This window comes from Ruegeria sp. D4 (assembly GCF_056534475.1).
In genome coordinates this window covers 440926-463991 of the sequence record NZ_JBQFPJ010000001.1, presented here as the reverse complement: position 1 = coordinate 463991, position 23066 = coordinate 440926, and the positions used below count along the sequence as shown (strand labels likewise).

Here is a 23066-nt window from a genome sequence, read left to right as displayed (position 1 = left end):
TTCACTTGTCCACGATTCCTCCACAGGTAAGACGCTTCCACGAGGGACCCGACCGCCGGGCGGCTCAAATTGATTTCTCTTTTTTCTCGCCATGGTTATCGGCCAATGATCAAGCAACACGATGTTAATGCTCGGGCCAGAGAATCATCGTCCCGCGCGCCGGTCCCATGCCATAGTGAAATCATCGCTAAAATCTGAACCCTGTTGGTTTTACATATGAATCTGCTTCATTTGCTGCCTGTTGCCGCGCTGATCGTGTCCTGCACACCACAAGACACGTCCCCGTCATCGCGCAGCGCTGAATTCCCGGAGTATCCCCAAAAGCTGTTCAGTGCGTTTGAAACCGACTGCGCGGGCCCTGGCAACAAATATGTAAAAACCGACCGAAACACCGTCGAATGCCGCGAGTTGCTGCCCCCCGACATGACGGCCTATCTGATTCTCAACTTTGACGGTTATCCTCAGAACCTGCCGCAGATCGTGACCTATTTGCATTCCAGCAAGATCCAGGCTGGCTATCGGGTTGATGCCGAGTTGTTTTTTTTGGTTCCGCAGAAAAGTGGGAAGACCGTGAAGATTCCAGTGCAAAGCGAGATGGTTAATCGCGATTTTTCGCGGCTGTACACCGAATTTGGTGGAAACCCAATTTAATCTTGGAAGTGGTCGGGGCGGCAGGATTCGAACCTACGACCCCCTGTACCCAAAACAGGTGCGCTACCAGACTGCGCCACGCCCCGGACCGTGCGCCTTCCTAAACGTGCCGATTTGATTTGAAAAGCCCTAACAGGGCCAAATCGCAGGTCCGCGCGAAAAAACTTTGTGCCGCATCTGGGAACCGGGCGTTATCAGGTACCGCGCCGCGAGACCGGCATTAATTTCCAATACCGCAAATACCTTACCCCCGCCGTCGACAGGGGTCAGATCACCCGGAACCGCATTGTGGTGCACTTTCATTACGGACCCGGACTGATCCAGAAAAATCATGTCCAAGGGAATCAGCGTGTTCTTCATCCAGAACGCCACGGGTTGCGGCGGATCGAAGACAAACAGCATCCCCGACTGTGTCGGCAGTGATTCCCGAAACATCAATCCGCGCGCACGGTCCTGAGGCGAGATCGCAAGTTCGATATCAAACCGAATGTGAGTTTTGTCGTTCCGGACATAGATCCTGTCTTCTCGACAGGCCGCCAACGCGGTTTCAGCCCACATTACTGAAAGAATAATGAGAACCGAGAGAAACCTGATCATTGGCACTTATGCGTCCAGAGCAGCTTCCCAGGCCAGAACCTGCGCCGCCATACGTCCCCGCTTGCCGTCGATGACACGCATCGCCAGGGCCTCGCCCGGCTGAAGATCGGCCAGCCCGGACCGGCGCAGAACCTCAATGTGAAGAAAAACGTCTTCATCACGGCCAAAGACATTTGCAAAGCCAAAGCCCTTGCCCTTGTCGAACCATTTGACGCGCGCCGCCTCAAGCGGTGCGTTGGCAATCACGACCGGGTCAAGATCGGCGAAATCGGCCAGCAGCATGGCATCTGCACGTGCGGGAGGATCGACGCTCACGACTTCGACCGCCTGAACTCCGCGATCAGTGCGATGCGTCATAATCTCGATACCGGCGCCATCGGCGACCGAGCTTTGCCCGAAATTGCGCAACACGTTCACATGCAACAGAATATCCGGGCCGCCTTCGTCGGACACAACAAATCCGTACCCCTTTGCGGGATCGAACCATTTAACGTGTCCACGTACGCGGTACATGTTGTTCAGATCTTCTGGCACTGTTTTCCCATCGCGAAAATTAGCACTTCGTTAAGGGTTTGATGTGTATGGGAATGGCGCGCAAATTCAAGCTGAAAAAAATCATTGTTTTCTGCGTGTTGCATTTCACGATACGCGAACGTCATGGATTCAACCTCTGCACTTGCCACGCGGAACCCGATTGATCCCGCCGCCATCTGAACCGATCATGCAAACGAAATGCACCATCGGCCCAAAACTCGATTTCCGTCGGCTCCAACCGATACCCGCCCCAGAACGGCGGGCGTGGCGGATTGGGTCCAAGCTTCGCCGTTACTTTTGCCACTTCCGCCATCAGAACCGATCGGCTGCTCAGCGGCTGCGATTGTTTGGAAGCCCAGGCCCCCAAACGGCTTTTCAGTGATCTCGAGGCATAGTATTCATCCGCCTTCGGACCATCCTCGCGCGATATTGTACCACGAACTCGGATCTGCCGCCGCAAGGATTTCCAGTGCATGACAAAAGCCGCTTTGCCGGCACTTTCCAGTTCGACCGCCTTGGCGCTTTCATAGTTCGTGTAGAATACAAAGGCGTCCGGCTCGATTTCCTTAAGCAGAACCATGCGCACATTGGGCATCCCGTCCGAATCTACGGTCGCCAAAGCAATCGCATTCGGATCGTTAGGTTCAGACTCTCTGGCCTCGCCCAGCCACCGCTCCGCCAATTCAAACGGATCAGTTCCGGCAAAAATGCCGCTACGCTCGTTCATTTCCATCCCCTGGAAAGTAATGTTGACGACCCTAAGGCGAGAACCCGCTGCGGGCAAGACCCGCTCAGCCTTGAAGCAGCGCATCCAATGGCCTAAACCACTCTGATAAAACCGGGACAGGCGGAGATCCAAATATGTCTAATCAGTTGATGGCCGGAAAACGCGGCCTCATCATGGGACTGGCCAATGACAAATCAATCGCATGGGGAATCGCCCGCGCCCTGTCCGAAGCAGGCGCTGAGCTGGCGTTCTCGTATCAGGGCGATGCGTTGAAAAAACGGGTTGACCCACTGGCGGCCCAGTTGGGCAGCGATATCGTGTTGCCCTGTGACGTCAGTGATGAGGCATCCATTGACGGGTTGTTCGCGCAGCTTTCTGAAAAATGGGGCAAGCTGGACTTTATCGTCCATGCCATCGGATTCTCGGACAAGAACGAACTGCGCGGGCGCTATGTCGATACGTCGCGGGCTAATTTCAACCTGACGATGGACGTGTCGGTCTATTCCTTCACCGCAGTGATGCAACGCGCAGAAAAACTGATGTCCGAAGGCGGCAGCGCAATCACGCTGACCTATTACGGGGCCGAGCAGGTGATGCCGCACTACAACGTGATGGGCGTCGCCAAGGCCGCGCTGGAGGCATCGGTCAAATATCTGGCTGAAGACCTGGGTAAGGACGGGATTCGCGTAAACGCTATTTCCGCGGGTCCGATCAAAACACTGGCGGCCAGCGGTATCGGCGATTTCCGCTATATTATGAAGTGGAACGAATATAATTCGCCCCTGCGCCGGAACGTGACCATCGACGATGTCGGCAAATCCGCCCTATACCTGTTGTCCGACCTCAGCAGCGGTGTAACCGGTGAAAATCTGCACGTGGATTCGGGGTATCACATCGTCGGCATGAAAGCCGTCGATGCGCCGGATATTGAAAAGGGTTGATCAGATGAGCGCCAAAGACCGCTTGCCGCACGAAAAAGGGTTTCATATCAGCTGGGACCAGATTCACCGCGATTCCCGCGCCCTGGCGTGGCGTCTCGATGGCCAGGGGCCCGACGACGGCGCCTGGCGTGCGGTCGTGGCCATCACTCGGGGCGGTATGGCTCCTGCGATGATCGTCAGCCGGGAACTGGATATTCGCACGGTCGATACGATCAGCGTCCGCTCGTACCATCATCAGGAACAAGGCGAGGCCGAAGTGCTCAAGGCACCGGATGCCAAGCTGATGAGCGACGGAACTGGTGTGCTGATCATCGACGATCTGGTCGACAGCGGCAAAACGCTGGAACTTGTACGCGACATGTATCCCAACGCGCATTTCGCCACAGTCTACGCCAAGCCCAAAGGTCGTCCGATGGTGGACACCTTCATCACCGAGGTCAGCCAGGACACGTGGATTTTCTTCCCCTGGGACATGGCCCTGCAATATGTCGAGCCTTATCGCGGCACCGATTGATCCCACGCCGCGGTTTCTTCTGTTCAAAATACCTCGGAGCGCGGGGCAGTGCCTCGCAAAAACCGCATGACACATACACGCACCACCGCCACTTTCGCCCCTCCGGTGATGGAGGCGCGACGCTGGCTGGAAGGCGTCGAGTTTCCCGAAGACCGGCCTCTGATCAATGTCAGTCAGGCCGCGCCGGTGGACCCTCCGCCACTCGAACTGCGAAAGGCAATGGCAGAGTTCGCGATTTCCGAAAACAGCGCCCATCTTTACGGGCCTGTATTGGGCAATACCGACCTTCGCACAGAGCTGGCCCGCCAGATCGGGGCACATTATCAGTCCCATGTCGACACGGAACAGGTCGCAATCACATCAGGATGCAATCAGGCATTTTCTGCTGTGATCGCCGCGATCACGGATCAGGGGGACGAGGTTATCCTGCCAACCCCTTGGTATTTCAATCATAAAATGTGGCTCGACATGGCTGGTGTGCGGGCTGTTGATCTTCCCACGGGTGATGATCTGCTGCCGGACGTGGCCCGGGCCCGAGACCTGATCACCGAAAAGACACGCGCGATTGCGCTGGTCACTCCGAACAATCCAGGCGGCGTCGAATACCCCTCGGAACTGGTTGGGGCGTTCTATGATCTTGCGCGTGAGGCCGGCATCAAACTGTTGGTGGACGAGACCTATCGGGATTTCGACAGCCGGTCCGGTGCTCCGCATGAACTGTTCCGTCAGCCCGATTGGCAGGATACATTTGTTCATCTCTACTCGTTTTCCAAGGCCTTCCGTCTGACCGGCCACCGGGTCGGAGCCATCGCGGCAAGTCCGCAACTTTTGGCCGAGATCGAAAAGTTTCTGGACACGGTTGCTATTTGCCCGAGTCAGATCGGCCAGTTCGCCGCGCTGTGGGGGATGCAGAACCTGTCACAATGGCTTGCGTCTGAACGTGATGAAATCCTGGATCGCCGTGCAGCCATCGCGGAAGAGATGCCCAGACTGACGGCCAGGGGCTGGCGATTGCTTGGTCTGGGGGCGTATTTCGCATATCTTGAACATCCATTCGACATTCCGTCAGATGAGTTTGCCCAAAAGCTGGTGGCCGAGGCTGGTGTTCTGCTGTTGCCAGGTACCATGTTCACACCCACTGAGGATGCGGCGGGCCAACGGCAGGTTCGCATCGCTTTTGCCAACATCGACCGCGTCGGTATCGAACGTTTGTTCGACCGTCTTCAGGCGCTTTCCATCTGATCTTGCCCCCCGGCGGTCCGCGTCGTATTCAGGGCCGCAACCAACAGGGCAGTCATCTGCCGACAAAAGCATGAAAGAGGGCGTCCATGGCCGCAGGCATGAAAAACCTATCAAAGACCTTCGTCTGGATTCTCATGGGCTTGCTGATGCTTGGACTTGCAGGGTTCGGCGCCGTAAACCTCAGCGGTACGGTGCGGACGGTGGCGCAGGTCGGCGACGAAGTGGTCCCTATCAACGCATATGTGCGCGAACTGCAGCGTGAAATCCGCGCAGTCGAGGCCCAGACAGGTCAGGCCCTGCAAATGTCGCAGGCACAGGAGTTGGGGCTGGGCCAACTGGCGTTGTCCCGTCTGACGGCTCTGGCTGCGTTGAACAACGAAGTGGCTCAGCTGGGCGTTTCGATTGGCGATGAAAACCTGCAGAAGGAAATCGTCGCGATCCCGGCATTTCAGGGCGTGGACGGAAATTTCGACCGCGAAACCTACCAGTTCCAACTGGAACAGGCGGGGATGACCGATGCCGAGTTCGAATCTGATCTTCGCAAGGAATCCGCGCGGACCATTGTCCAGGGGGCGGTTGTTGGCGGCGTCGTAATGCCCGCAACGCTGTCGGACGTATTGACGGGCTATGTCGGCGCACGGCGCAGCTTTACCGTCGCGACACTTGGGGCCGATGCCCTGACCGCACCGATTGCTGAACCCACGGACGAGCAGTTGCAAACGTATTACGACAAAAACACGGATCGTTTCACCCTGCCCCGCACCAAACGCCTGACCTACGCGATCCTGTCGCCCGAAATGTTGCTCGACAGCGTTGAAGTCCAGGACGACGCCTTGCGCAGCCTCTACAATCAGCGCATCGCCGAATTCCAGCAACCGGAACGACGCCTCGTCGAACGGCTGGCCTTTTCGGACGAAGCGGCCGCTATGGATGCCCTGGCGCAGATCGAGGTTGGCGGCACGACATTTGAACAACTCGTGCGTGATCGCGAGCTCGAACTGAGCGATATTGATCTGGGCGACGTGACCCGCGAGGACCTCGGCGAAGCGGCCGATGCTGTTTTTGGGGCAGATCTTGATGTGGTGGTTGGACCTCTGCCATCCGTGTTTGGCCCTGCGCTGTTCCGGATCAACGGATCACTGGCAGCAAACAACATCCCGTTTGAAGACGCTGCCCCTGACCTGCGCGAGGAACTGGCAGCCGAGCGTGCACGGCGTCTGATCGAGGCGCAGGCCGAGGACATCAACGACATGCTTGCCGGTGGGGCCACCCTGGAAGAACTGGCAGGCGAAACCGAGATGGAACTGGGCCAGATCGACTGGACCCGTGAAAACGAAGAAGGTGTCGCCGCGTATGAGGGCTTTCGCGCCGCCGCCGAAGCCGTCCGCGAAGGCGACTTCCCCGAAATCGGCTTTCTCGAAGACGGCTCGATTTTCGCGTTGCGCCTGAATGAGGTTCTGCCGCAGCGGCCTGAACCGCTTGAGACCGCCCGTGACCGTGTGGCCGAGGCATGGGTTCAGGCTGAAACAGGCAAGGCCCTGCAGGATCAGGCCAACACTGTCTTGACCCAACTGGCGACCGACAGCGACTTTGCCGCGACAGGTTTGCCGTTCCGGGTAGAGAACGCTTTGACCCGCACCGCCTTCCTTGATGACGCTCCGGTCGGATTCATGACCCAGGTCTTTGAAATGGAGCCGGGTGAGTTGCGGGTTGTCCCCGGCAATGATGCCGCCCTGATCGTCAGGCTGGACAAACTGCTGCCGCCGGCTGAGACCGACGAACTGCGCCAGATGAAAGCCGCGCTGGAAGTCCAGATGAACCAGGCGCTGGCTCAGAACATTTTTGACGCCTATGTGCGCGATGCCCAGACTCGTGCCCGCCCGGTTATTGATCAGCGTGCGCTGAACGCCGTGCAGGCGAGCTACTAAAAGAGAGCGGACATGGCCCTGACCCCAGAATTTGACGCATTCGCGCGTGCCTACGAGGCAGGCGAGAATCAGGTCGTCTATACCCGCCTGGCCGCCGACCTGGACACGCCCGTCTCGCTGATGTTGAAACTGACGGGGGCTCAGAAGGACGCTTTTGTTCTGGAATCGGTCACGGGGGGCGAAGTCCGCGGGCGCTACTCGATCATCGGTATGAAGCCGGACCTCATCTGGCATTGCCATGGTAAGACGTCCTCGCTGAACCGCTCTGCCCGGTTCGATCCGGACGCCTTCGTGCCGCAGGACGGCAATCCTATGGACAACCTGCGGTCGCTCCTGGCCGAATCCCGCATCGACCTGCCTGAAGAACTGCCGCAGGCTGCGGCGGGCCTGTTCGGCTATCTTGGCTATGACATGGTGCGGCTGGTCGAATACCTGCCGGATGTGAACCCCGACCCGTTGGGCCTGCCGGATGCGGTGATGCTGCGCCCGTCGGTGATCGCGGTTTTGGATGGGGTCAAAGGCGACGTGACGGTCGTGTCCCCTGCCTGGGTCAGCGAAGGTCAATCCGCCAAGGCCGCCTATGCGCAGGCTGCCGAACGCGTCATGGATGCTGTCCGCGATCTGGAACGCGCGATGCCGACCGAATCCAGGGATCTGGGCGACGCGCATGAGATCGCCCCGCCCGTTTCGAACTTCACCAAATCCGGCTATATGGAAGCGGTGGAGAAGGCCAAGGGATATATCCGCGCAGGCGATATCTTTCAGGTGGTTCCGGCCCAGCGTTGGACACAGGAATTCCCGCTGCCGCCTTTTGCGCTGTATCGATCCCTGAGGCGCACAAACCCTTCGCCGTTCATGTTCTATTTCAATTTCGGCGGATTTCAGGTTGTCGGCGCAAGCCCGGAAATTCTGGTACGTGTCTTCGGGGATGAAGTTACGATCCGCCCCATCGCCGGCACCCGTCCGCGCGGAGCGACGCCGGAAGAGGACAAGGCGAACGAAGTCGATTTGCTTGCCGACAAGAAAGAGCTGGCCGAGCACCTGATGCTGCTGGATCTGGGCCGCAATGACACCGGGCGCGTTTCCAAAATCGGCACCGTGCGCCCCACGGAAGAGTTCATCATCGAACGCTACAGCCACGTGATGCATATCGTCTCGAACGTGGTTGGCGAACTGGCAGAGGACAAAGACGCGCTGGACGCGTTTTTTGCAGGGATGCCTGCGGGCACGGTCTCGGGTGCCCCGAAGGTGCGCGCGATGGAAATCATTGATGAACTGGAACCCGAAAAGCGCGGTGTATACGGCGGCGGCGTCGGGTATTTCAGCGCCGGTGGCGACATGGACATGTGCATCGCCCTGCGGACGGCAATTGTGAAGGACCAGAAACTGTACATTCAGGCCGGCGGCGGTGTTGTTTATGACAGCGACCCCGAGGCTGAATATATGGAAACGGTCCATAAATCGAACGCGATCCGGCGCGCTGCGGCGGACGCCGCCCGATTTACGGGATCAGGAAACAGCTAAAGAAAAAGGCGGCGATCCACTGACCAGCCGCCTTTTATTGAATTTTCCCTGACGTTTACTGAACTTCTTTCAACATCACGGCCGAGATCGGTGCCATTGCAACCCGGTTGCCGCGATCCTCGAGCCCCCACAGCAGCAGTGCGGAAATCGTTTCTGGTCTCAAACGTCCCAGCATCACAACCGTTCCCTGCTGCCCGGCCCGGAATGCAGCCTGATCCAGAAAGCGGCGCATGATCTTCGGGTCCTGCCTTGCTCCGTCAATGTCGCGGAATACGACACCTGAAGGTGTCCCGTTGCGGGCAGCGAGTTTCTGAACCGTGTTCAAACCGTTGTCCTGCGTGATCAGACCGCGCCCGGTTCCGGCCGCAATCGCCGCCACCTGATCCGCCACCTGACGATTACCCTGAATGCCGGTGTTTACACCTTCCAGAATACCCACCGTTTCCGGCAGCGTCTCGAACCAGACCGCCAAAGACACCTCGGCGTCCTGTGCATTTGCGGCTTCCGGCAAGTCCGCGATGGCCATTACTTCAAAACCGGCCTCGCGGTGGCGCGCCATCTTTTCAGCGGCGTCAGGATCCGACGGGCTGATCGCAAAACTCAGCGGATAGGGAAAATCACGTAAAGCTTCGGCCCCAAATGCACCTTCGTCGTCTATGAGGATGATCGACATCAAAGGCTTGGATTCGGGGTTTTCGAAGCTTGCCGCGTATGCCTCAATCGGTTTTCCGACCGGCACCTGCTCGGTCTCTTCGGCTTCCACAACAGGGTCGTCCCGTTCAGTCAAGGGAACCACACGCCTGCCAATTGTCGAGCCCGCCGTTGCGGGCTGATCGCCCCCGATCTGCGGCAGGGTCGCGATACGGGGCAGATTGCGAGGAAGAGTATCCTCATCCCCTTCCACGGCAATGGGGCTGTTTTCAAACGGATTCTCAACCTTCGGTTCTTCCGGCGTGCCCGGCAGTGGTGCAGGCTCTGCTTCCGGTTCCAGAACAGCGACTTCTTCGGCTGGTGGTGCCGGAGGCTCCGGCGCGGTATCGGCCACCTCAGGCAAAGATTCGACCTGTGGCGTGCCAGCGGGAATTGCAGGGGCGGGTGGTGCAACCGGTGCGTCCGGGGCAACCGCAACTTCAGGTTCGGGCGCTACGTCCGGCGTTTCGATTGCGGGCTCACTCTCTCCTACGACGGGTTGCGTATCCGGCGTGGGGTCGACATTTGTCACCCCTGCAAGGGAATCTGATTGTTCATCGACGGGTTCCGGTGCTTCAGGCGGAAGTTCGACCAGATCGGCGTCGGTTCCGGCATCCGGTGCATCGGCCGTCGACACCGGATCCTCGAGCGGCGCAGGTTCGGGTGCGTGCGTTGAGACGGCCGGTTTTGACGACAAAGGCGTGTTCAACGACAGAACCGCGCCCAAAGCCAGCACGACAACCGCACCGGCGATTATTCCTCCGACAAATCCGCCCATTTCTTTTGCCTCTCGTCTTTCTCTGCGTCGATCGCTTCTGCGCCGTCTGCTGCGGCAATTCCCTGTCAGGTCTGTCCTTTGCGGGATGTCCCCTTGACGCTGCCCCACAAGCCTGAGCATGTATGTCCCGACATTATACCGTGGCCCGTGGTTGCATCGCCAGCCCGAAATGCCCAAGCTGAGACAAGTGCCCAAATGCTGCTGCTGATCGACAACTACGACTCGTTTACTTACAACCTGGTACATTATTTGGGCGAACTCGGTGCCGAAATGGTCATTCGCCGCAATGATGCGCTGGACGTGCAGGAGGCAATGGCCATGAACCCGGCCGGCATTCTGCTCAGCCCCGGTCCCTGCGACCCGGATCAGGCCGGGATTTGCCTGGCCCTGACGCAGGCGGCCGCCGAGACACGGACTCCGTTGATGGGTGTTTGTCTTGGACATCAAACCATCGGACAGGTCTTTGGCGGGAAAGTCGTGCGGTGCCACGAGATCGTACATGGTAAGATGGGCATCATGCACCACACAGGCAAAGGGGTCTTCTCGGGCCTGCCTTCCCCGTTCGAAGCAACCCGGTACCATTCACTGATCGTGGAGCGCGAAAGCCTTCCTGATTGCCTTGAGATCACGGCCGAACTGGAGGACGGCACCATCATGGGTCTGCAGCATCGGGATTTGCCGATCCATGGCGTCCAATTCCACCCCGAATCCATCGCATCGGAGCATGGGCACGCACTGTTGAAAAACTTCCTGCAAGAACTGAAAGTCCCCGCATGAGCGACGCACTGAAACCGCTGATCGGGGCCGCGGCCGACCGCCCACTGACCCGTGCCGAGGCCGAGCAGGCCTTTGGCATTCTTTTTGATGGCGAAGCCACGCCCAGTCAGATTGGCGGGTTGCTGATGGCCATGCGCACACGCGGTGAAACCGTGGATGAATACGCCGCGGCCGCCGCCGTCATGCGCGCAAAATGCAATGCCGTCAAAGCACCACCCGGGGCAATTGACATCGTTGGCACCGGTGGCGATGGCAAGGGTACGCTGAACATCTCAACCGCAACCGCCTTTGTTGTGGCGGGCGCAGGTGTAACTGTGGCAAAACACGGCAATCGCAATCTCAGCTCTAAATCCGGTGCGGCAGATGCGCTGGGGCAACTGGGCATCAACGTGATGGTCGGTCCGCAAACAGTTGAAAAAGCTTTGAAAGAATCTGGCATTGGCTTCATGATGGCGCCCATGCATCATCCGGCAATTGCCCATGTGATGCCAAGCCGACAGGAACTTGGCACACGAACGATCTTCAATATCCTCGGCCCGCTTACGAACCCCGCCGGAGTAAAACGGCAACTGACCGGCGCGTTCAGCCGCGATCTGATCCGGCCCATGGCCGAAACCCTGGGCTTGTTGGGGGCGGAGCACGCCTGGCTGGTTCACGGTTCGGACGGAACCGATGAACTGACAATCACCGGCGTCAGTTGGGTTGCCTCTTTGGAAGACGGGACCGTTAAGGAGGTCGAACTGCACCCCGAAGATGCCGGACTGCCCGTGCATCCGTTCAAAGATATCCTTGGCGGCACACCGGAAGAAAACGCAGTTGCGTTCCGGGCACTACTGGATGGCGCACCATCGGCCTATCGTGATGCCGTTCTGCTGAATTCTGCTGCAGCGCTTGTCGTTGCGGATGCTGTAAGTGACTTGCGCGACGGCGTAGAAATGGCCGTTGAGAGTATCGACAGCGGCAAAGCCCGGGAAAAAATCACAACTCTTGCCCGAATTACACAGGAAGCCGCATGACCGAGACCGTTCTGGACAAAATCAAAGCCTACAAACTGGAAGAGGTTGCGGCAGACAAGGCGAATAAGTCCCTGGAAACGCTGGAAAGTGAGGCACGCGAAGCACCCGAAGTTCGTGCGTTCGCCGAAGCATTGCACACCGCCGCGCGTTCTGGGTATGGGCTGATCGCAGAGATCAAGAAAGCCAGCCCGTCGAAAGGGTTGATCCGCCCGGATTTTGATCCGCCCGCACTGGCCAAAGCGTACGAGGATGGTGGTGCCGCCTGTCTTTCTGTTCTGACCGATACCCCCAGTTTCCAAGGCGCGAAGGAATATCTTGTTCAGGCGCGCGAGGCCGTTTCCCTGCCGGTTCTGCGCAAGGATTTCACGTACGACCCCTATCAGGTGATTGAGGCCCGTGCGCTTGGTGCCGATTGCATTCTGATCATCATGGCGTCCGTCGAGGACTCTCAGGCCGCCGAATTAGAACAGACCGCATTCGATTGGGGCATGGACGTCCTGATCGAAGTACATGACGAGGCAGAACTTGAACGCGCGGCAGCTTTGAAAAGCCCGTTGATCGGAATAAACAACCGTAATCTCAAGACGTTCGAGACCACTCTTGACACAACGCGGCGACTATCGAAGCTGGTTCCGGCCGATCGAACCATCGTCTGTGAAAGCGGTCTGGGATCGCCAGAAGATCTGGCTGATATTGCCCGATACGGCGCGCGCTGCTTCCTGATCGGCGAAAGCCTGATGCGTCAGGATGATGTCGAGGCAGCGACCCGCGCCCTGTTGGCGCGTCCTCTGGTTCCCGGGGTGATGTGATGCCATTGACCCATTTTGACGCTCAGGGTCAGGCGCATATGGTGGATGTGTCGGACAAGGCCGTGACGGACCGTATCGCCGTTGCAACCGGCCACATCAGGATGGCACAGGAAACCTTTGAAATTATTTCCGAAGGTCGGGCCAAAAAGGGTGATGTACTGGGTATTGCGCGCCTTGCGGGCATCATGGGTGCAAAAAAGACGCCAGACCTGATCCCTCTGTGCCACCCCCTGCCTGTGACGAAAGTATCGGTGGAACTGATGCTTGATCCCGATCTGCCGGGTGTTCGGATTGAGGCGACGGTTAAGACGTCCGGCCAGACCGGCGTCGAGATGGAGGCGCTGACCGCCGTGTCTACCGCTGCATTGACGGTGTATGACATGGCCAAGGCCGTGGACAAGGCGATGGAGATCGGAGGCATCCACGTTCTTCTGAAAGACGGAGGAAAATCAGGGCGTTATGAGGCGGAATGATCACCGTTGATGAAGCCCGGGAACTGCTGTTTGACCTGGTTGAACCATTGCCAGTCGAACATGTCCCGCTTGCCCAATCCGCAGGCCGCGTTCTGAATCAAGAGGTAGCAGCCACGCGTGATCAGCCTCCATTCGCGGCATCATCAATGGACGGGTACGCCGTCAAATCGACCGAAGTTGAACTTCATGCGATGTTCAAACTGGTGGGTGAATCGGCAGCAGGCCAACGTTTCGAAGGAACTGTCGGCCCGGGACAGGCCGTTCGGATTTTCACCGGCGCCCCGGTACCGGATGGTGCCGATTTCGTGGTCATTCAAGAAGATGTCGAGCGCCGGGGGGATCTGATCACCATAACGGATACACCTGGTCAGAAAACGAACATACGTCCTGCCGGAGTGGATTTCAGAGCCGGTGCCAAAATCACCGCGCCGCGCCAGATTCGTGCCGAAGACATGGCGCTGATGGCTGCCATGAACATCCCGGTCGTTCCGGTGACACGCAAACCGGTGGTTGCGTTGATCTCGACGGGCGATGAACTCGTGATGCCCGGCGAAATACCCGGCCCGGATCAGATCATCGCCTCCAACACCTTTGGCTTGCATGCATTGCTGCAGGGGTTGGGCGCCGAGGTGCGAATGCTGCCGATCGCACAGGACACGGTCTCATCACTTGAAACCGCATTCGCTCTGGCGCAAGGGGCGGATCTGGTGGTTACGATTGGTGGCGCGTCAGTTGGCGACTACGATCTGGTGTCTGACGTTTCGCAAGGTCTTGGGATGCAGCGCGCCTTCTACAAAATCCGTATGCGCCCGGGGAAACCGTTGATGGCAGGACGTTTAGGGGATGCAGCTATGGTGGGTCTGCCGGGCAACCCGGTCAGTGCCATGGTATGTGGCTACCTGTTCCTCGCTCCCATGGTTCGACGCATGCTGGGGTTGGAGCAGACGCTGCAACCGCTCAGATCCGCTAAACTGACTGAACCAGTAGGGGACAACGGCCCGCGCGAACACTATATGCGCGCCGTTCGGGACGAAAACGGTATCCGGGCCTGTGCGGATCAGGACAGTTCCCTGCTTAGTGTTCTGGCACAGGCGAATGCGCTGATCGTTCGCCCTCCGCACGATCCCGCACGCGATACAGGTGACGAGGTTCAGTACCTGCCGATCTGAAAACCGGCAAATCCGTTGACACAAAACGTGAACATGCGTAGAACAAAAGAAAACGCATGACCATCGAGGTGTGAGCAATGCTGACCAAGAAGCAATTGGATTTGCTGGAATTCATCCACAAACGCGTGCAGTCGGACGGTGTTCCGCCAAGTTTCGATGAAATGAAGGCGGCGCTGGACCTCAGATCGAAATCCGGCATTCATCGCCTGATCACTGCATTGGAAGAACGCGGGTTTATCCGACGCCTCGCCCACCGGGCGCGCGCGATCGAGATCGTGAAGCTGCCTGAAAGCCTCGGTGGCGAACCCACGGCCGCATTCTCGCCCCGCGTGATTGAAGGTGACAAACCAGCGGGCCCACGCCCTGCGAATTTCGAACCTGTTTCAGTCGACGCACTGGAATTGCCGGTAATGGGGCGGATCGCTGCTGGTGTCCCGATCGAAGCGATCAGCCATGTATCGCATCGCGTGGCGGTTCCCGGCACGATGGTGTCCGGCAAGGGCGAACACTATGCGCTTGAGGTTCGCGGTGACTCGATGATCGATGCCGGGATCAACGACGGTGACGTGGTTGTAATCCGGGAAACATCGACCGCAGACAACGGCGATATCGTAGTGGCCCTGGTTGAAGAGCAGGAAGCAACATTGAAACGGTTCTTCCGCCGTGGCCAAGCCATTGCGCTGGAAGCCGCAAACCCGGCCTATGAAACCCGTGTTCTGCCCGAGGACAAAGTCAGGGTTCAGGGGCGACTCGTCGGCCTGATCCGAACTTACTGACCGCTCAGGAGTTCCCGGGCCTGCCCGGGGACCATAGCCTTTGGCCCGACAGTTCCGAGCTTGTTCGCACAGTCTGACCCGAGATGGAAAGGCTGCCGGTCTGTCGCAGAATCCCAGCATCGATGATTTGGCATCCCCCGCTCAACGACAGTTCAAAAGCAGACACGATGATCTGGTTGGATTTGCATTCATCAAACAGTTGAACCGCCTTTTTGCCGGACAGATGTACCAGTTCAGTGCCTTTCAGGTCATATCGGGCGATTTTTTTATCCGTCTGCGGCCACCTTCCGGCTGCAAGCACCTGATCAACACCGTCACCGTCATTCTCAAGCCAGACCGACGCGACAAAGCCGCTTCCTTTCGCCTTGCTCAGCGCCCGACCGTTCTCGGTCATCACACCAACCAACGCGCCGGAATCGGCGATAAGAACCTCGGGGCGATGCCCCTGCCCCCACAACAGAAAAGCCGTGGCAACGGGCACCACACCGGCCCATCTCGCCTTGCCATGCCACAGAGATAACCACAAAGCACCCAGCGCAAACACCGGCAGCACAAAGTCTGGTGGGCTGGCGACAAAGCCCTGCGCGCCTTCCAGCCCTGACACCCATTCGGAAACGCCCAAAATCCAGCGCAGGCCGATTCCCATGACGCTTAACGCTAGTGCTTCCAGCCCAAAGGGTGACAGCAAGGCCGCAACCACGGCCGATGGGACCACGATTGTTCCCATCACAGGTACCGACAAAACGTTCGCCAGCAACCCGTAGTGCGACATCGTGTTGAAATGCGCCGCGCCGATCGGGGCAGTTGCCAGGCCTGCAATTGCAGATGACAAGAGGACTCCTGCAACCGATCTAAGCCATTTGGGACCGGGGAGCGGGCCAAAATCTCGCAATGCACCAAACACAACAACCAGGGCTGTAGTGGCAGCAAATGACATCTGAAAGCCCGGGCTCAGCAAAGATTCCGGGCGCAGAACCAATACTGCTAATGCGGCTACCGCTACTGTGCGCAGAGAGATCGCTCGCCGGTCGATCAGCACGGCCCCAAACATGACACTAACCATGATAAAGGCTCTTTCCGTTGCGACATTTCCACCGGAAAGCAGCAGATAGATCACGGCGGCGAACAGAGCGCAAAGCGCTGCCAGCTTTCGAACTGGTGCGCGCAATGCCAATGGAGGAACCGAAGAAAGCCCGATACGGCAAATCACATAAACGAACCCGGTCAGCAGCCCCATATGCAGGCCGGATATCGCAAGTAGATGTGCCAGATTCGAGGCCCGCAGGCTTTCAAGCGTGGATTGCCCCATGCCGCTGCGGTCCCCTGTTGTAACGGCAGCGGCAAATCCTCCGACCTCACCGGGCAGGACTGAACGAACCTTGCTCGAAATCGTGGCCCGCCAGGACGCGATCCAAATTTGGCTGTCACCTACTGTCGCCGCTTCGGTGGTAAGTAATGGAACGCGCGTGTATCCAACGGCCCCCAGGCGCTGGAACCATGCATGTCGGCGGAAATCGAACCCGCCAGGTTCCACCGGACCCTGGGGTGGCGAAAGATGAGCCGTCGTCATAATCCGTTGCCCCGGAACCAGAGGCCCCACACTACCGTGCAAAGAAAGCCGGATGCGCCGGGGCCTGCTGTTCACGGGTAGATCCCCTAGTCGTACCCGGTCCAGCGTGACCCGCAGCGCATCCGACGCAGAGCGATCCAGGGCCACGACCCGCCCCTCGACCGGGCCGTAGTAACGCCACGACAGGACCGGCTCTGCCACCATGTGGGAACGCGCGCCAGCAAGAATGAACCCGCCAGCGATCAGCGTACCCCCCAATGCCAACGCCGCCCAGCCGGACCGCAACCGAACCCCGAGGATCCCGATTGCCAAGCCAATTCCAGCCACCCAAACATACAGCTCCCGGTCCGGCTCGAACCGCAAACTGAAGTACAGGCCAATGCCTGCGGCCAGACAAACCGGAGACCAGTGGAACAAAGACCCACTCTGGTTCCGCAGCGCGACCTCAATCCGTGCAAGAACGCGCATGGTTGCCCCCGTCCTTCGGGCTCGTTAGACAGGCGCCAAACTAAACCCGACACGGTTACCAAAAGGTTAATCAACACAATGTCCGATCAGGTCGTCACCCGTTTTGCCCCTTCCCCCACCGGTTTTTTGCATATCGGTGGCGCGCGGACCGCGCTGTTCAACTGGCTGTATGCGCGGGGACGTGACGGTAAGTTCCTGCTGCGGATCGAGGATACCGACCGTGAACGTTCGACCCCGGAAGCAACAGAAGCCATCCTGCAGGGCATGGCCTGGCTGGGTCTGGATCATGACGGGGATGTGATCAGCCAGTTCGAGGGCGCGGACCGCCACGCCGAAGTTGCGCTGCAATTGCTGGCCGAAGGAAAGGCTTACAAGTGTTTCTCGACACAGGACGAGATCGCCGCCTTCCGCGAACAGGCCCGGGCCGAGGGAAAATCGACCCTGTTCCGCAGCCCCTGGCGCGACGCCGACCCGGCCTCGCACCCCGACGCTCAGTATGTGATCCGCATCAAGGCCCCGAAGGAAGGCAGCACCGTTATCCACGATCAGGTTCAGGGCGACGTAACCATACGCAACGACCAGTTGGACGACATGGTTCTGCTGCGGTCGGACGGCACCCCCGTCTATATGTTGGCCGTCGTGGTCGATGATCACGATATGGGCGTGACCCACGTCATTCGTGGCGACGACCATCTTAATAACGCTGCCCGCCAGATGATGATCTATCAGGCGATGGGCTGGGATGTCCCGGTCTGGGCCCACATCCCGCTGATTCACGGGCCTGACGGCAAGAAACTCAGCAAACGCCATGGCGCATTGGGGGCACAGGAATACCAGGCATTGGGTTATCCTGCTGCTGGAATGCGCAATTATCTGGCGCGCCTGGGCTGGAGCCACGGAGATGATGAGTTCTTCACCGATGCACAGGCCAAAGAATGGTTCGACCTGGACGGTATCGGCAAAAGCCCGGCCCGTTTCGATCTGAAAAAGCTGGAAAACCTGTGCGGCCAGCACGTCGCGATTTCGGACGATGCTGCGCTGCGGCAAGAAATCGAAGCCTACCTGGCCGCCGCCGGCGAACCTGCTCTCAGCGCGACACAAAGTGGTGATCTCGAGCGTGCGATGTATTGCCTCAAGGATCGTGCACGGACTTTCCCCGAACTGCTTGAAAAAGCTCATTTTGTTCTGACGTCGCGCCCCATCGAGCTCGATGAGAAAGCGGCAAAAGCTCTTTCATCTGTATCCGATGGTATACTGAGAGAATTGACGCCGCACGTGCAAAATGTTAGCTGGACGCGAAGCGAGCTGGAGGACGCCCTGAATTCGTTTGCTGAATCTCAGGGGCTCAAGTTCGGCAAGCTGGCTGGTCCCTTGCGGGCAGTTCTGGCGGGTCGGGCTGTAACGCCTTCGGTTTTTGACATGATGCTTGTGCTGGGACGGGATGAGACCCTGGCACGGCTTTCTGATGCAGCGAAATAAACCCAATCTTCATATTCGGGTAACGCTGCTCGGCTAACACCCGGTCTGTACGCCTGCGTACAGCCGTCGCCGCAAGGTCGGACTGTGATCCGGCCAGCGCATGATTGAGGAAGGGATAAAGATGACCGACAGCAAAAAAACAGCCACTCTGAATGTCCATGGCAAGGATTATGAGTTGCCGGTTCATTCGCCGACCGCCGGGCCCGACGTCATCGATATCCGCAAACTGTACAGCGAGGCGGGTGTCTTTACTTATGATCCCGGTTTCACGTCGACAGCAAGCTGCGACAGCACGATCACTTACATCGACGGCGAAAAGGGTGAGTTGCTGCATCGGGGCTATCCAATCGACCAACTGGCAGAGAAATCGCATTTCCTCGAAGTCTGCTATCTGCTGCTCTACGGGGAACTGCCGGTCGCAAAGGATCTAGAAAAGTTCGAAACCACGATCACGCGGCACACAATGCTGCATGAGCAGATGCAGTATTTCTACCGTGGCTTCCGCCGGGACGCACATCCAATGGCGATCATGGTGGGCGTTGTTGGTGCAATGTCGGCGTTTTACCACGATTCCACCGACATTTCGGACCCACACCAGCGTGAAGTCGCGTCGCACCGTCTGATTGCCAAGATGCCGACAATTGCCGCCTGGGCGTTCAAGTACCACATAGGCCAACCCTTCGTTTACCCGCGCAATGATCTTGATTATGCGTCCAACTTCCTGAGCATGTGCTTTGCAGTGCCGGCAGAGGAATATGAAGTAAACCCGATCCTGAGCCGAGCAATGGACCGGATTTTGACGCTGCACGCAGATCACGAGCAGAACGCCTCGACCTCGACCGTGCGCCTGGCTTCGTCCTCGGGCGCGAACCCGTTTGCCTGTATCGCAGCGGGTGTTGCATGCCTTTGGGGTCCCGCACATGGCGGCGCCAACCAGGCCTGCCTTGAGATGCTGGAAGAGATCGGCAGCGTGGATCGTATTCCGGAGTACATCGCCCGCGCCAAGGACAAGAACGACCCGTTCCGCCTGATGGGCTTTGGCCACCGCGTCTACAAGAACTTTGACCCCCGCGCCAAGGTGATGAAGCAATCGGCGGACGAGGTTCTGGACCTGCTGGGTATCGAAGACAACCCAAAACTGCAGGTTGCAAAGGCGTTGGAAAAGCAGGCGCTGGATGACCCGTATTTCGCCGAGAAGAAGCTGTTCCCGAATGTCGACTTTTACTCGGGCATCATTCTTGAGGCGATGGGTTTCCCGACTTCGATGTTCACCCCGATCTTTGCGCTGTCCCGCACCGTTGGCTGGGTCAGCCAGTGGAAAGAGATGATCGCCGATCCTCAGAACAAGATCGGGCGTCCGCGCCAGCTGTATCTGGGCGAAACAATGCGCGACTATGTGGATATCGAAAACCGCTGATCGCAGCTGATTATTATACAGAACGCCCCGGCCTGCCCGGGGCGTTTTTCGTTAGAACAGGCTAAGTTGGTCCCCAGCTTGAGGCGGCCGTTCAAACAGGTCACACCGCAAAGGCGTTGTCCGGGTACTCAGTTGCAATCGTTTGGTCGCCAGCCTGAAGCGTTTGGCGATGATCTGCGCATATTCACCTTCGCCGCGCATTCTGTGACCCCAACGCGGGTCGTATTCACGTCCGCCATGCATGTCCCGCAACAATGACATGATCTTGTTCGCCCGTGCCGGCTCATGCTCCAACAGCCATTCGCGCCAAAGCTCCGAGACTTCCCGTGGCAGGCGCAGCATGATCCAGCTGGCGGACTCGGCCCCGGCCTCCTTCCCGGCCTCAAGCAGGTTTTCGAGCTCGTGGCCCGTCAGCCCGGGCACGACCGGTGAGGTCATGACACGAACCGGGACCCCTGCCCCAGTCAACTGCCGGATCATCTGCAATCGGCGCTGCGGCGATGGTGCACGAGGTTCAAGCCTGCGGGACAGTTGCGCATCCAGTGTCGTCAAAGAGACCCCGACGCACGCCAACCCGCGTTCAGCCATGGGCGCCAGAATATCCAGATCTCGTTCGATCAGCGCACCCTTGGTGACAACCGCGACCGGATGCTGGAAGTCCTTGAGAACGGACAGGCACGACCTTGTAATAAAACGGGTTTTCTCGACCGGCTGATAGGGATCGGTATTCGTACCGATTGCTATTGGCGCAACCCGGTAGCTTTTGGATGACATCTCGCGCCGCAGGATTTCGGCGGCGTTGGGGCGCGCAATCAGACGGGTTTCAAAATCCAATCCCGGCGACAATCCCAGATAGGCATGAGTCGGGCGAGCAAAACAATACACGCACCCATGTTCGCACCCGCGATAAGGGTTAATCGATCTGTCGAACGAAAGATCCGGCGACCGGTTATAGGTGATCAGGCTACGGGCGGATTCATCTCGCAATTCCGTCCGTAAGGGCGGAAGATCCTCTTCAATGTCCCAACCGTCATCGCAGGCAACGGTCTGCAAACGCTCAAACCGCCCCGTTGCGTTTGTCGCGACACCTCTGCCACGAATGTTAGGTTGCTGCATCCCGCTGTTCTCTTTTTGTTCTACTGCAATGTAGATGCAGCTTTTCCCGGACACAAGCATCGATTTCCGCCTGATTATCGCCGCGCCACAGCGATGGAATCCAGAGTCATTCCATTGGTCCGTGGCTTTGTCATAATCTGAATGAGTTGCAGGATCATTCTGCAAATTATTCATTCGGGCGGGTCAATAATTTGACCTATAAGTCGGTCCCGGATCGGCCGACGTCGCAATCGTCACAGTCGAACTGCGGCAAAATGGTCAAAACGGGAAAAACGCCACCACGGGCCAAGGGTCCGCACAGCTCAGGGAAATGCCCCATGTCCGATGAGGAAGACATCGTCCTGTCCGAACTGAATGACGACGAACTTGTCGAACAGATGTTCGACGATCTTTATGACGGCCTGAAAGAAGAAATCGAAGAAGGTGTGAACATCCTGCTGGAACGCGGATGGACCCCTTACGACATTCTGACCAAAGCGCTGGTCGGCGGCATGACCATCGTTGGCCATGACTTCCGTGACGGCATCCTGTTCGTTCCCGAAGTACTGCTGGCTGCAAACGCGATGAAGGGTGGCATGGCGATCCTCAAGCCGCTGCTGGCCGAAACCGGTGCCCCACGCGTGGGCAAGATGGTGATCGGAACCGTCAAGGGCGACATCCACGACATCGGTAAAAACCTCGTGTCGATGATGATGGAAGGTGCTGGTTTTGACGTGGTCGACATCGGCATCAACAACCCGGTCGAAAACTATTTGGAAGCGCTGGAATCGGAAGAGCCGGACATTCTGGGCATGTCGGCCCTGCTGACCACCACAATGCCCTACATGAAGGTGGTGATCGACACCCTGGTCGAACAGGGCGTTCGCGATGACTATATTGTTCTGGTAGGCGGCGCCCCCCTGAACGAAGAGTTCGGCAAAGCGATTGGCGCAGACGCCTATTGCCGCGATGCGGCCGTGGCTGTGGAAACCGCCAAGGACTTTGTGTCGCGCAAGCACAATCAAATGGCGGGCTGACAAGCTCAGGACTGAGTTCATTAAGCCGCCCGCCACCGGGCGGCTTTTTTTGTTCGCCCGATCGCAATTCTCGCCGTGTTGCCGATCGATTTCGCGACAGGGCTTGCCACATGGATGGATCGCGCCTTTTCTGATCAAAGGACTGCCCGGGAGGCAATGCAATGCAACAGGACCGCATACCTGACGATGTCAGCCTTACAACCGAAGGCTATTCCAGCGATGAAAAACAGGGACGCATTCTTTTGCTGGCTTGCGGCGCGCTAGCACGTGAAATTCTGGATCTGAAAAAGCGTAACGGCTGGGATCACATGGCGCTGACCTGCCTGCCTGCCATCCTGCATATCCACCCCGATCGCATCACTCAGGCCGTTGAGGATGCCGTCGCCAAACACCGCGACAATTATGACCAGATCTTTGTTGTCTACGCCGATTGCGGAACCGGAGGGCTGCTGCAAAAGGCGTGCGCCGAACTGGGTGTCGAAATGGTTCAGGGACCGCATTGCTATTCCTTCTTCGAAGGTAACACCCGGTTCGAGGCGCGCGGCGAGGATGAAACCACGGCTTTCTATCTGACCGACTTTCTGGCCCGCCAGTTTGATGCGTTCATTTGGAAACCTTTGGGCCTCGATCGGCACCCTGAACTGCGCGACATGTATTTCGGCAACTACACCAAGCTGGTGTACCAGGCACAAACCGACGACCCCGACCTGACCGCTCGCGCGCGCGACTGCGCCGACCGCATGGGCCTGGAATTCGAGCGGCGGTTTACCGGGTACGGAGATCTCGAAACCACGCTGGCAGACTGGGCAGCCCGGTCTTCTTCTGTTTGACAACACCTTGGCGCCCGGGCTGGT

The 23066-nt window shown here is 58.2% G+C and carries 22 protein-coding genes and 1 tRNA gene; 16 read left to right on the top strand and 7 right to left on the bottom strand.

What is annotated here, in order from left to right; genetic code table 11:
- The first annotated feature begins 231 nt into the window (after positions 1 to 231).
- The gene (locus ACR0MI_RS02330; protein ID WP_480535378.1) at positions 232 to 651 is read left to right on the top strand and encodes a hypothetical protein; all 420 of its coding nucleotides are present in this window, start codon (positions 232 to 234) and stop codon (positions 649 to 651) included.
- Positions 652 to 660: 9 nt separating this feature from the next.
- On the opposite strand, the gene ACR0MI_RS02325 is transcribed toward ACR0MI_RS02330, so the two are convergent.
- The 4 genes from ACR0MI_RS02325 to pdxH all read right to left on the bottom strand — a co-directional run bounded on the left by ACR0MI_RS02325 (position 661) and on the right by pdxH (position 2509).
- Positions 661 to 737: transfer RNA gene (locus ACR0MI_RS02325), tRNA-Pro, on the bottom strand.
- A gap of 43 nt (positions 738 to 780) precedes the next feature.
- Positions 781 to 1248 (bottom strand): DUF192 domain-containing protein, encoded by a 468-nt coding sequence (locus ACR0MI_RS02320; protein ID WP_170614938.1) that lies wholly within the window; start codon positions 1246 to 1248, stop codon positions 781 to 783.
- Between the two features lie 6 nt (positions 1249 to 1254).
- On the bottom strand, positions 1255 to 1761 hold the full coding sequence (locus ACR0MI_RS02315) for a cold-shock protein (RefSeq protein WP_480440326.1): 507 nt from the start codon (positions 1759 to 1761) through the stop codon (positions 1255 to 1257).
- Between the two features lie 142 nt (positions 1762 to 1903).
- Complete coding sequence (pdxH, locus tag ACR0MI_RS02310) at positions 1904 to 2509, bottom strand: pyridoxamine 5'-phosphate oxidase (RefSeq protein ID WP_170618969.1); 606 nt, start codon at positions 2507 to 2509, stop codon at positions 1904 to 1906.
- Between the two features lie 134 nt (positions 2510 to 2643).
- On the opposite strand from pdxH, the gene fabI reads away from it, so the two are divergent.
- The 5 genes from fabI to trpE all read left to right on the top strand — a co-directional run bounded on the left by fabI (position 2644) and on the right by trpE (position 8658).
- Positions 2644 to 3450: an enoyl-ACP reductase FabI gene (gene fabI / locus ACR0MI_RS02305; protein ID WP_170614935.1), complete on the top strand. Its 807-nt coding sequence runs from the start codon at positions 2644 to 2646 to the stop codon at positions 3448 to 3450.
- Between the two features lie 4 nt (positions 3451 to 3454).
- Positions 3455 to 3964: a xanthine phosphoribosyltransferase gene (gene gpt / locus ACR0MI_RS02300; RefSeq protein WP_170614934.1), complete on the top strand. Its 510-nt coding sequence runs from the start codon at positions 3455 to 3457 to the stop codon at positions 3962 to 3964.
- A 66-nt stretch (positions 3965 to 4030) separates the two neighbouring features.
- Positions 4031 to 5206 (top strand): aminotransferase, encoded by a 1176-nt coding sequence (locus ACR0MI_RS02295; protein ID WP_170618968.1) that lies wholly within the window; start codon positions 4031 to 4033, stop codon positions 5204 to 5206.
- Positions 5207 to 5292: 86 nt separating this feature from the next.
- Positions 5293 to 7134, top strand: a complete 1842-nt coding sequence (locus tag ACR0MI_RS02290; RefSeq protein WP_480853525.1) for a SurA N-terminal domain-containing protein — start codon at positions 5293 to 5295, stop codon at positions 7132 to 7134.
- Positions 7135 to 7146: 12 nt separating this feature from the next.
- Positions 7147 to 8658 (top strand): anthranilate synthase component I, encoded by a 1512-nt coding sequence (gene trpE, locus ACR0MI_RS02285; protein WP_170614931.1) that lies wholly within the window; start codon positions 7147 to 7149, stop codon positions 8656 to 8658.
- A 55-nt stretch (positions 8659 to 8713) separates the two neighbouring features.
- Here trpE and ACR0MI_RS02280 read toward each other — a convergent pair whose 3' ends face one another.
- Positions 8714 to 10126 carry a polysaccharide deacteylase family 2 protein gene (locus ACR0MI_RS02280; RefSeq protein ID WP_170816555.1) on the bottom strand — a complete coding sequence of 471 codons (1413 nt, stop codon included), beginning with the start codon at positions 10124 to 10126 and terminating at the stop codon, positions 8714 to 8716.
- A 195-nt stretch (positions 10127 to 10321) separates the two neighbouring features.
- Between ACR0MI_RS02280 and ACR0MI_RS02275 the strand changes: the two genes are divergently transcribed.
- From ACR0MI_RS02275 to lexA, 6 genes are all read left to right on the top strand, one after another.
- Positions 10322 to 10903, top strand: coding sequence for an aminodeoxychorismate/anthranilate synthase component II (locus ACR0MI_RS02275; RefSeq protein ID WP_170805641.1), 582 nt, complete (start codon positions 10322 to 10324; stop codon positions 10901 to 10903).
- Positions 10900 to 11919: an anthranilate phosphoribosyltransferase gene (trpD, locus tag ACR0MI_RS02270; protein ID WP_480853522.1), complete on the top strand. Its 1020-nt coding sequence runs from the start codon at positions 10900 to 10902 to the stop codon at positions 11917 to 11919. Before ACR0MI_RS02275 ends, trpD begins: the two co-directional genes overlap by 4 nt.
- The gene (gene trpC / locus ACR0MI_RS02265; RefSeq protein WP_170816556.1) at positions 11916 to 12728 is read left to right on the top strand and encodes an indole-3-glycerol phosphate synthase TrpC; all 813 of its coding nucleotides are present in this window, start codon (positions 11916 to 11918) and stop codon (positions 12726 to 12728) included. The genes trpD and trpC overlap by 4 nt, the downstream gene beginning before the upstream one ends.
- A complete protein-coding gene (gene moaC / locus ACR0MI_RS02260) occupies positions 12728 to 13201 on the top strand; it encodes a cyclic pyranopterin monophosphate synthase MoaC (protein WP_170816557.1) in 474 nt (157 codons plus the stop codon). The genes trpC and moaC overlap by 1 nt, the downstream gene beginning before the upstream one ends.
- Positions 13198 to 14370 (top strand): molybdopterin molybdotransferase MoeA, encoded by a 1173-nt coding sequence (locus ACR0MI_RS02255; protein WP_170614925.1) that lies wholly within the window; start codon positions 13198 to 13200, stop codon positions 14368 to 14370. The genes moaC and ACR0MI_RS02255 overlap by 4 nt, the downstream gene beginning before the upstream one ends.
- Before the next feature lie 77 nt (positions 14371 to 14447).
- Complete coding sequence (gene lexA, locus ACR0MI_RS02250) at positions 14448 to 15146, top strand: transcriptional repressor LexA (RefSeq protein ID WP_170614924.1); 699 nt, start codon at positions 14448 to 14450, stop codon at positions 15144 to 15146.
- 4 nt (positions 15147 to 15150) lie between these two features.
- Here lexA and ACR0MI_RS02245 read toward each other — a convergent pair whose 3' ends face one another.
- The gene (locus ACR0MI_RS02245) at positions 15151 to 17184 is read right to left on the bottom strand and encodes a ComEC/Rec2 family competence protein (protein WP_170816558.1); all 2034 of its coding nucleotides are present in this window, start codon (positions 17182 to 17184) and stop codon (positions 15151 to 15153) included.
- A 78-nt stretch (positions 17185 to 17262) separates the two neighbouring features.
- Between ACR0MI_RS02245 and gltX the strand changes: the two genes are divergently transcribed.
- Both gltX and gltA read left to right on the top strand, forming a co-directional pair.
- Positions 17263 to 18663 carry a glutamate--tRNA ligase gene (gene gltX / locus ACR0MI_RS02240; RefSeq protein WP_170614922.1) on the top strand — a complete coding sequence of 467 codons (1401 nt, stop codon included), beginning with the start codon at positions 17263 to 17265 and terminating at the stop codon, positions 18661 to 18663.
- Between the two features lie 121 nt (positions 18664 to 18784).
- On the top strand, positions 18785 to 20080 hold the full coding sequence (gene gltA / locus ACR0MI_RS02235) for a citrate synthase (RefSeq protein WP_170614921.1): 1296 nt from the start codon (positions 18785 to 18787) through the stop codon (positions 20078 to 20080).
- A gap of 51 nt (positions 20081 to 20131) precedes the next feature.
- Here the strand turns inward: gltA and ACR0MI_RS02230 are convergent, their stop codons facing one another.
- Positions 20132 to 21196, bottom strand: coding sequence for a PA0069 family radical SAM protein (locus ACR0MI_RS02230; protein WP_170614920.1), 1065 nt, complete (start codon positions 21194 to 21196; stop codon positions 20132 to 20134).
- 317 nt (positions 21197 to 21513) lie between these two features.
- Between ACR0MI_RS02230 and ACR0MI_RS02225 the strand changes: the two genes are divergently transcribed.
- Both ACR0MI_RS02225 and ACR0MI_RS02220 read left to right on the top strand, forming a co-directional pair.
- On the top strand, positions 21514 to 22212 hold the full coding sequence (locus tag ACR0MI_RS02225; RefSeq protein WP_170614919.1) for a corrinoid protein: 699 nt from the start codon (positions 21514 to 21516) through the stop codon (positions 22210 to 22212).
- A 161-nt stretch (positions 22213 to 22373) separates the two neighbouring features.
- Positions 22374 to 23042 (top strand): DUF1638 domain-containing protein, encoded by a 669-nt coding sequence (locus ACR0MI_RS02220; protein ID WP_170614918.1) that lies wholly within the window; start codon positions 22374 to 22376, stop codon positions 23040 to 23042.
- Positions 23043 to 23066 lie beyond the last annotated feature (24 nt).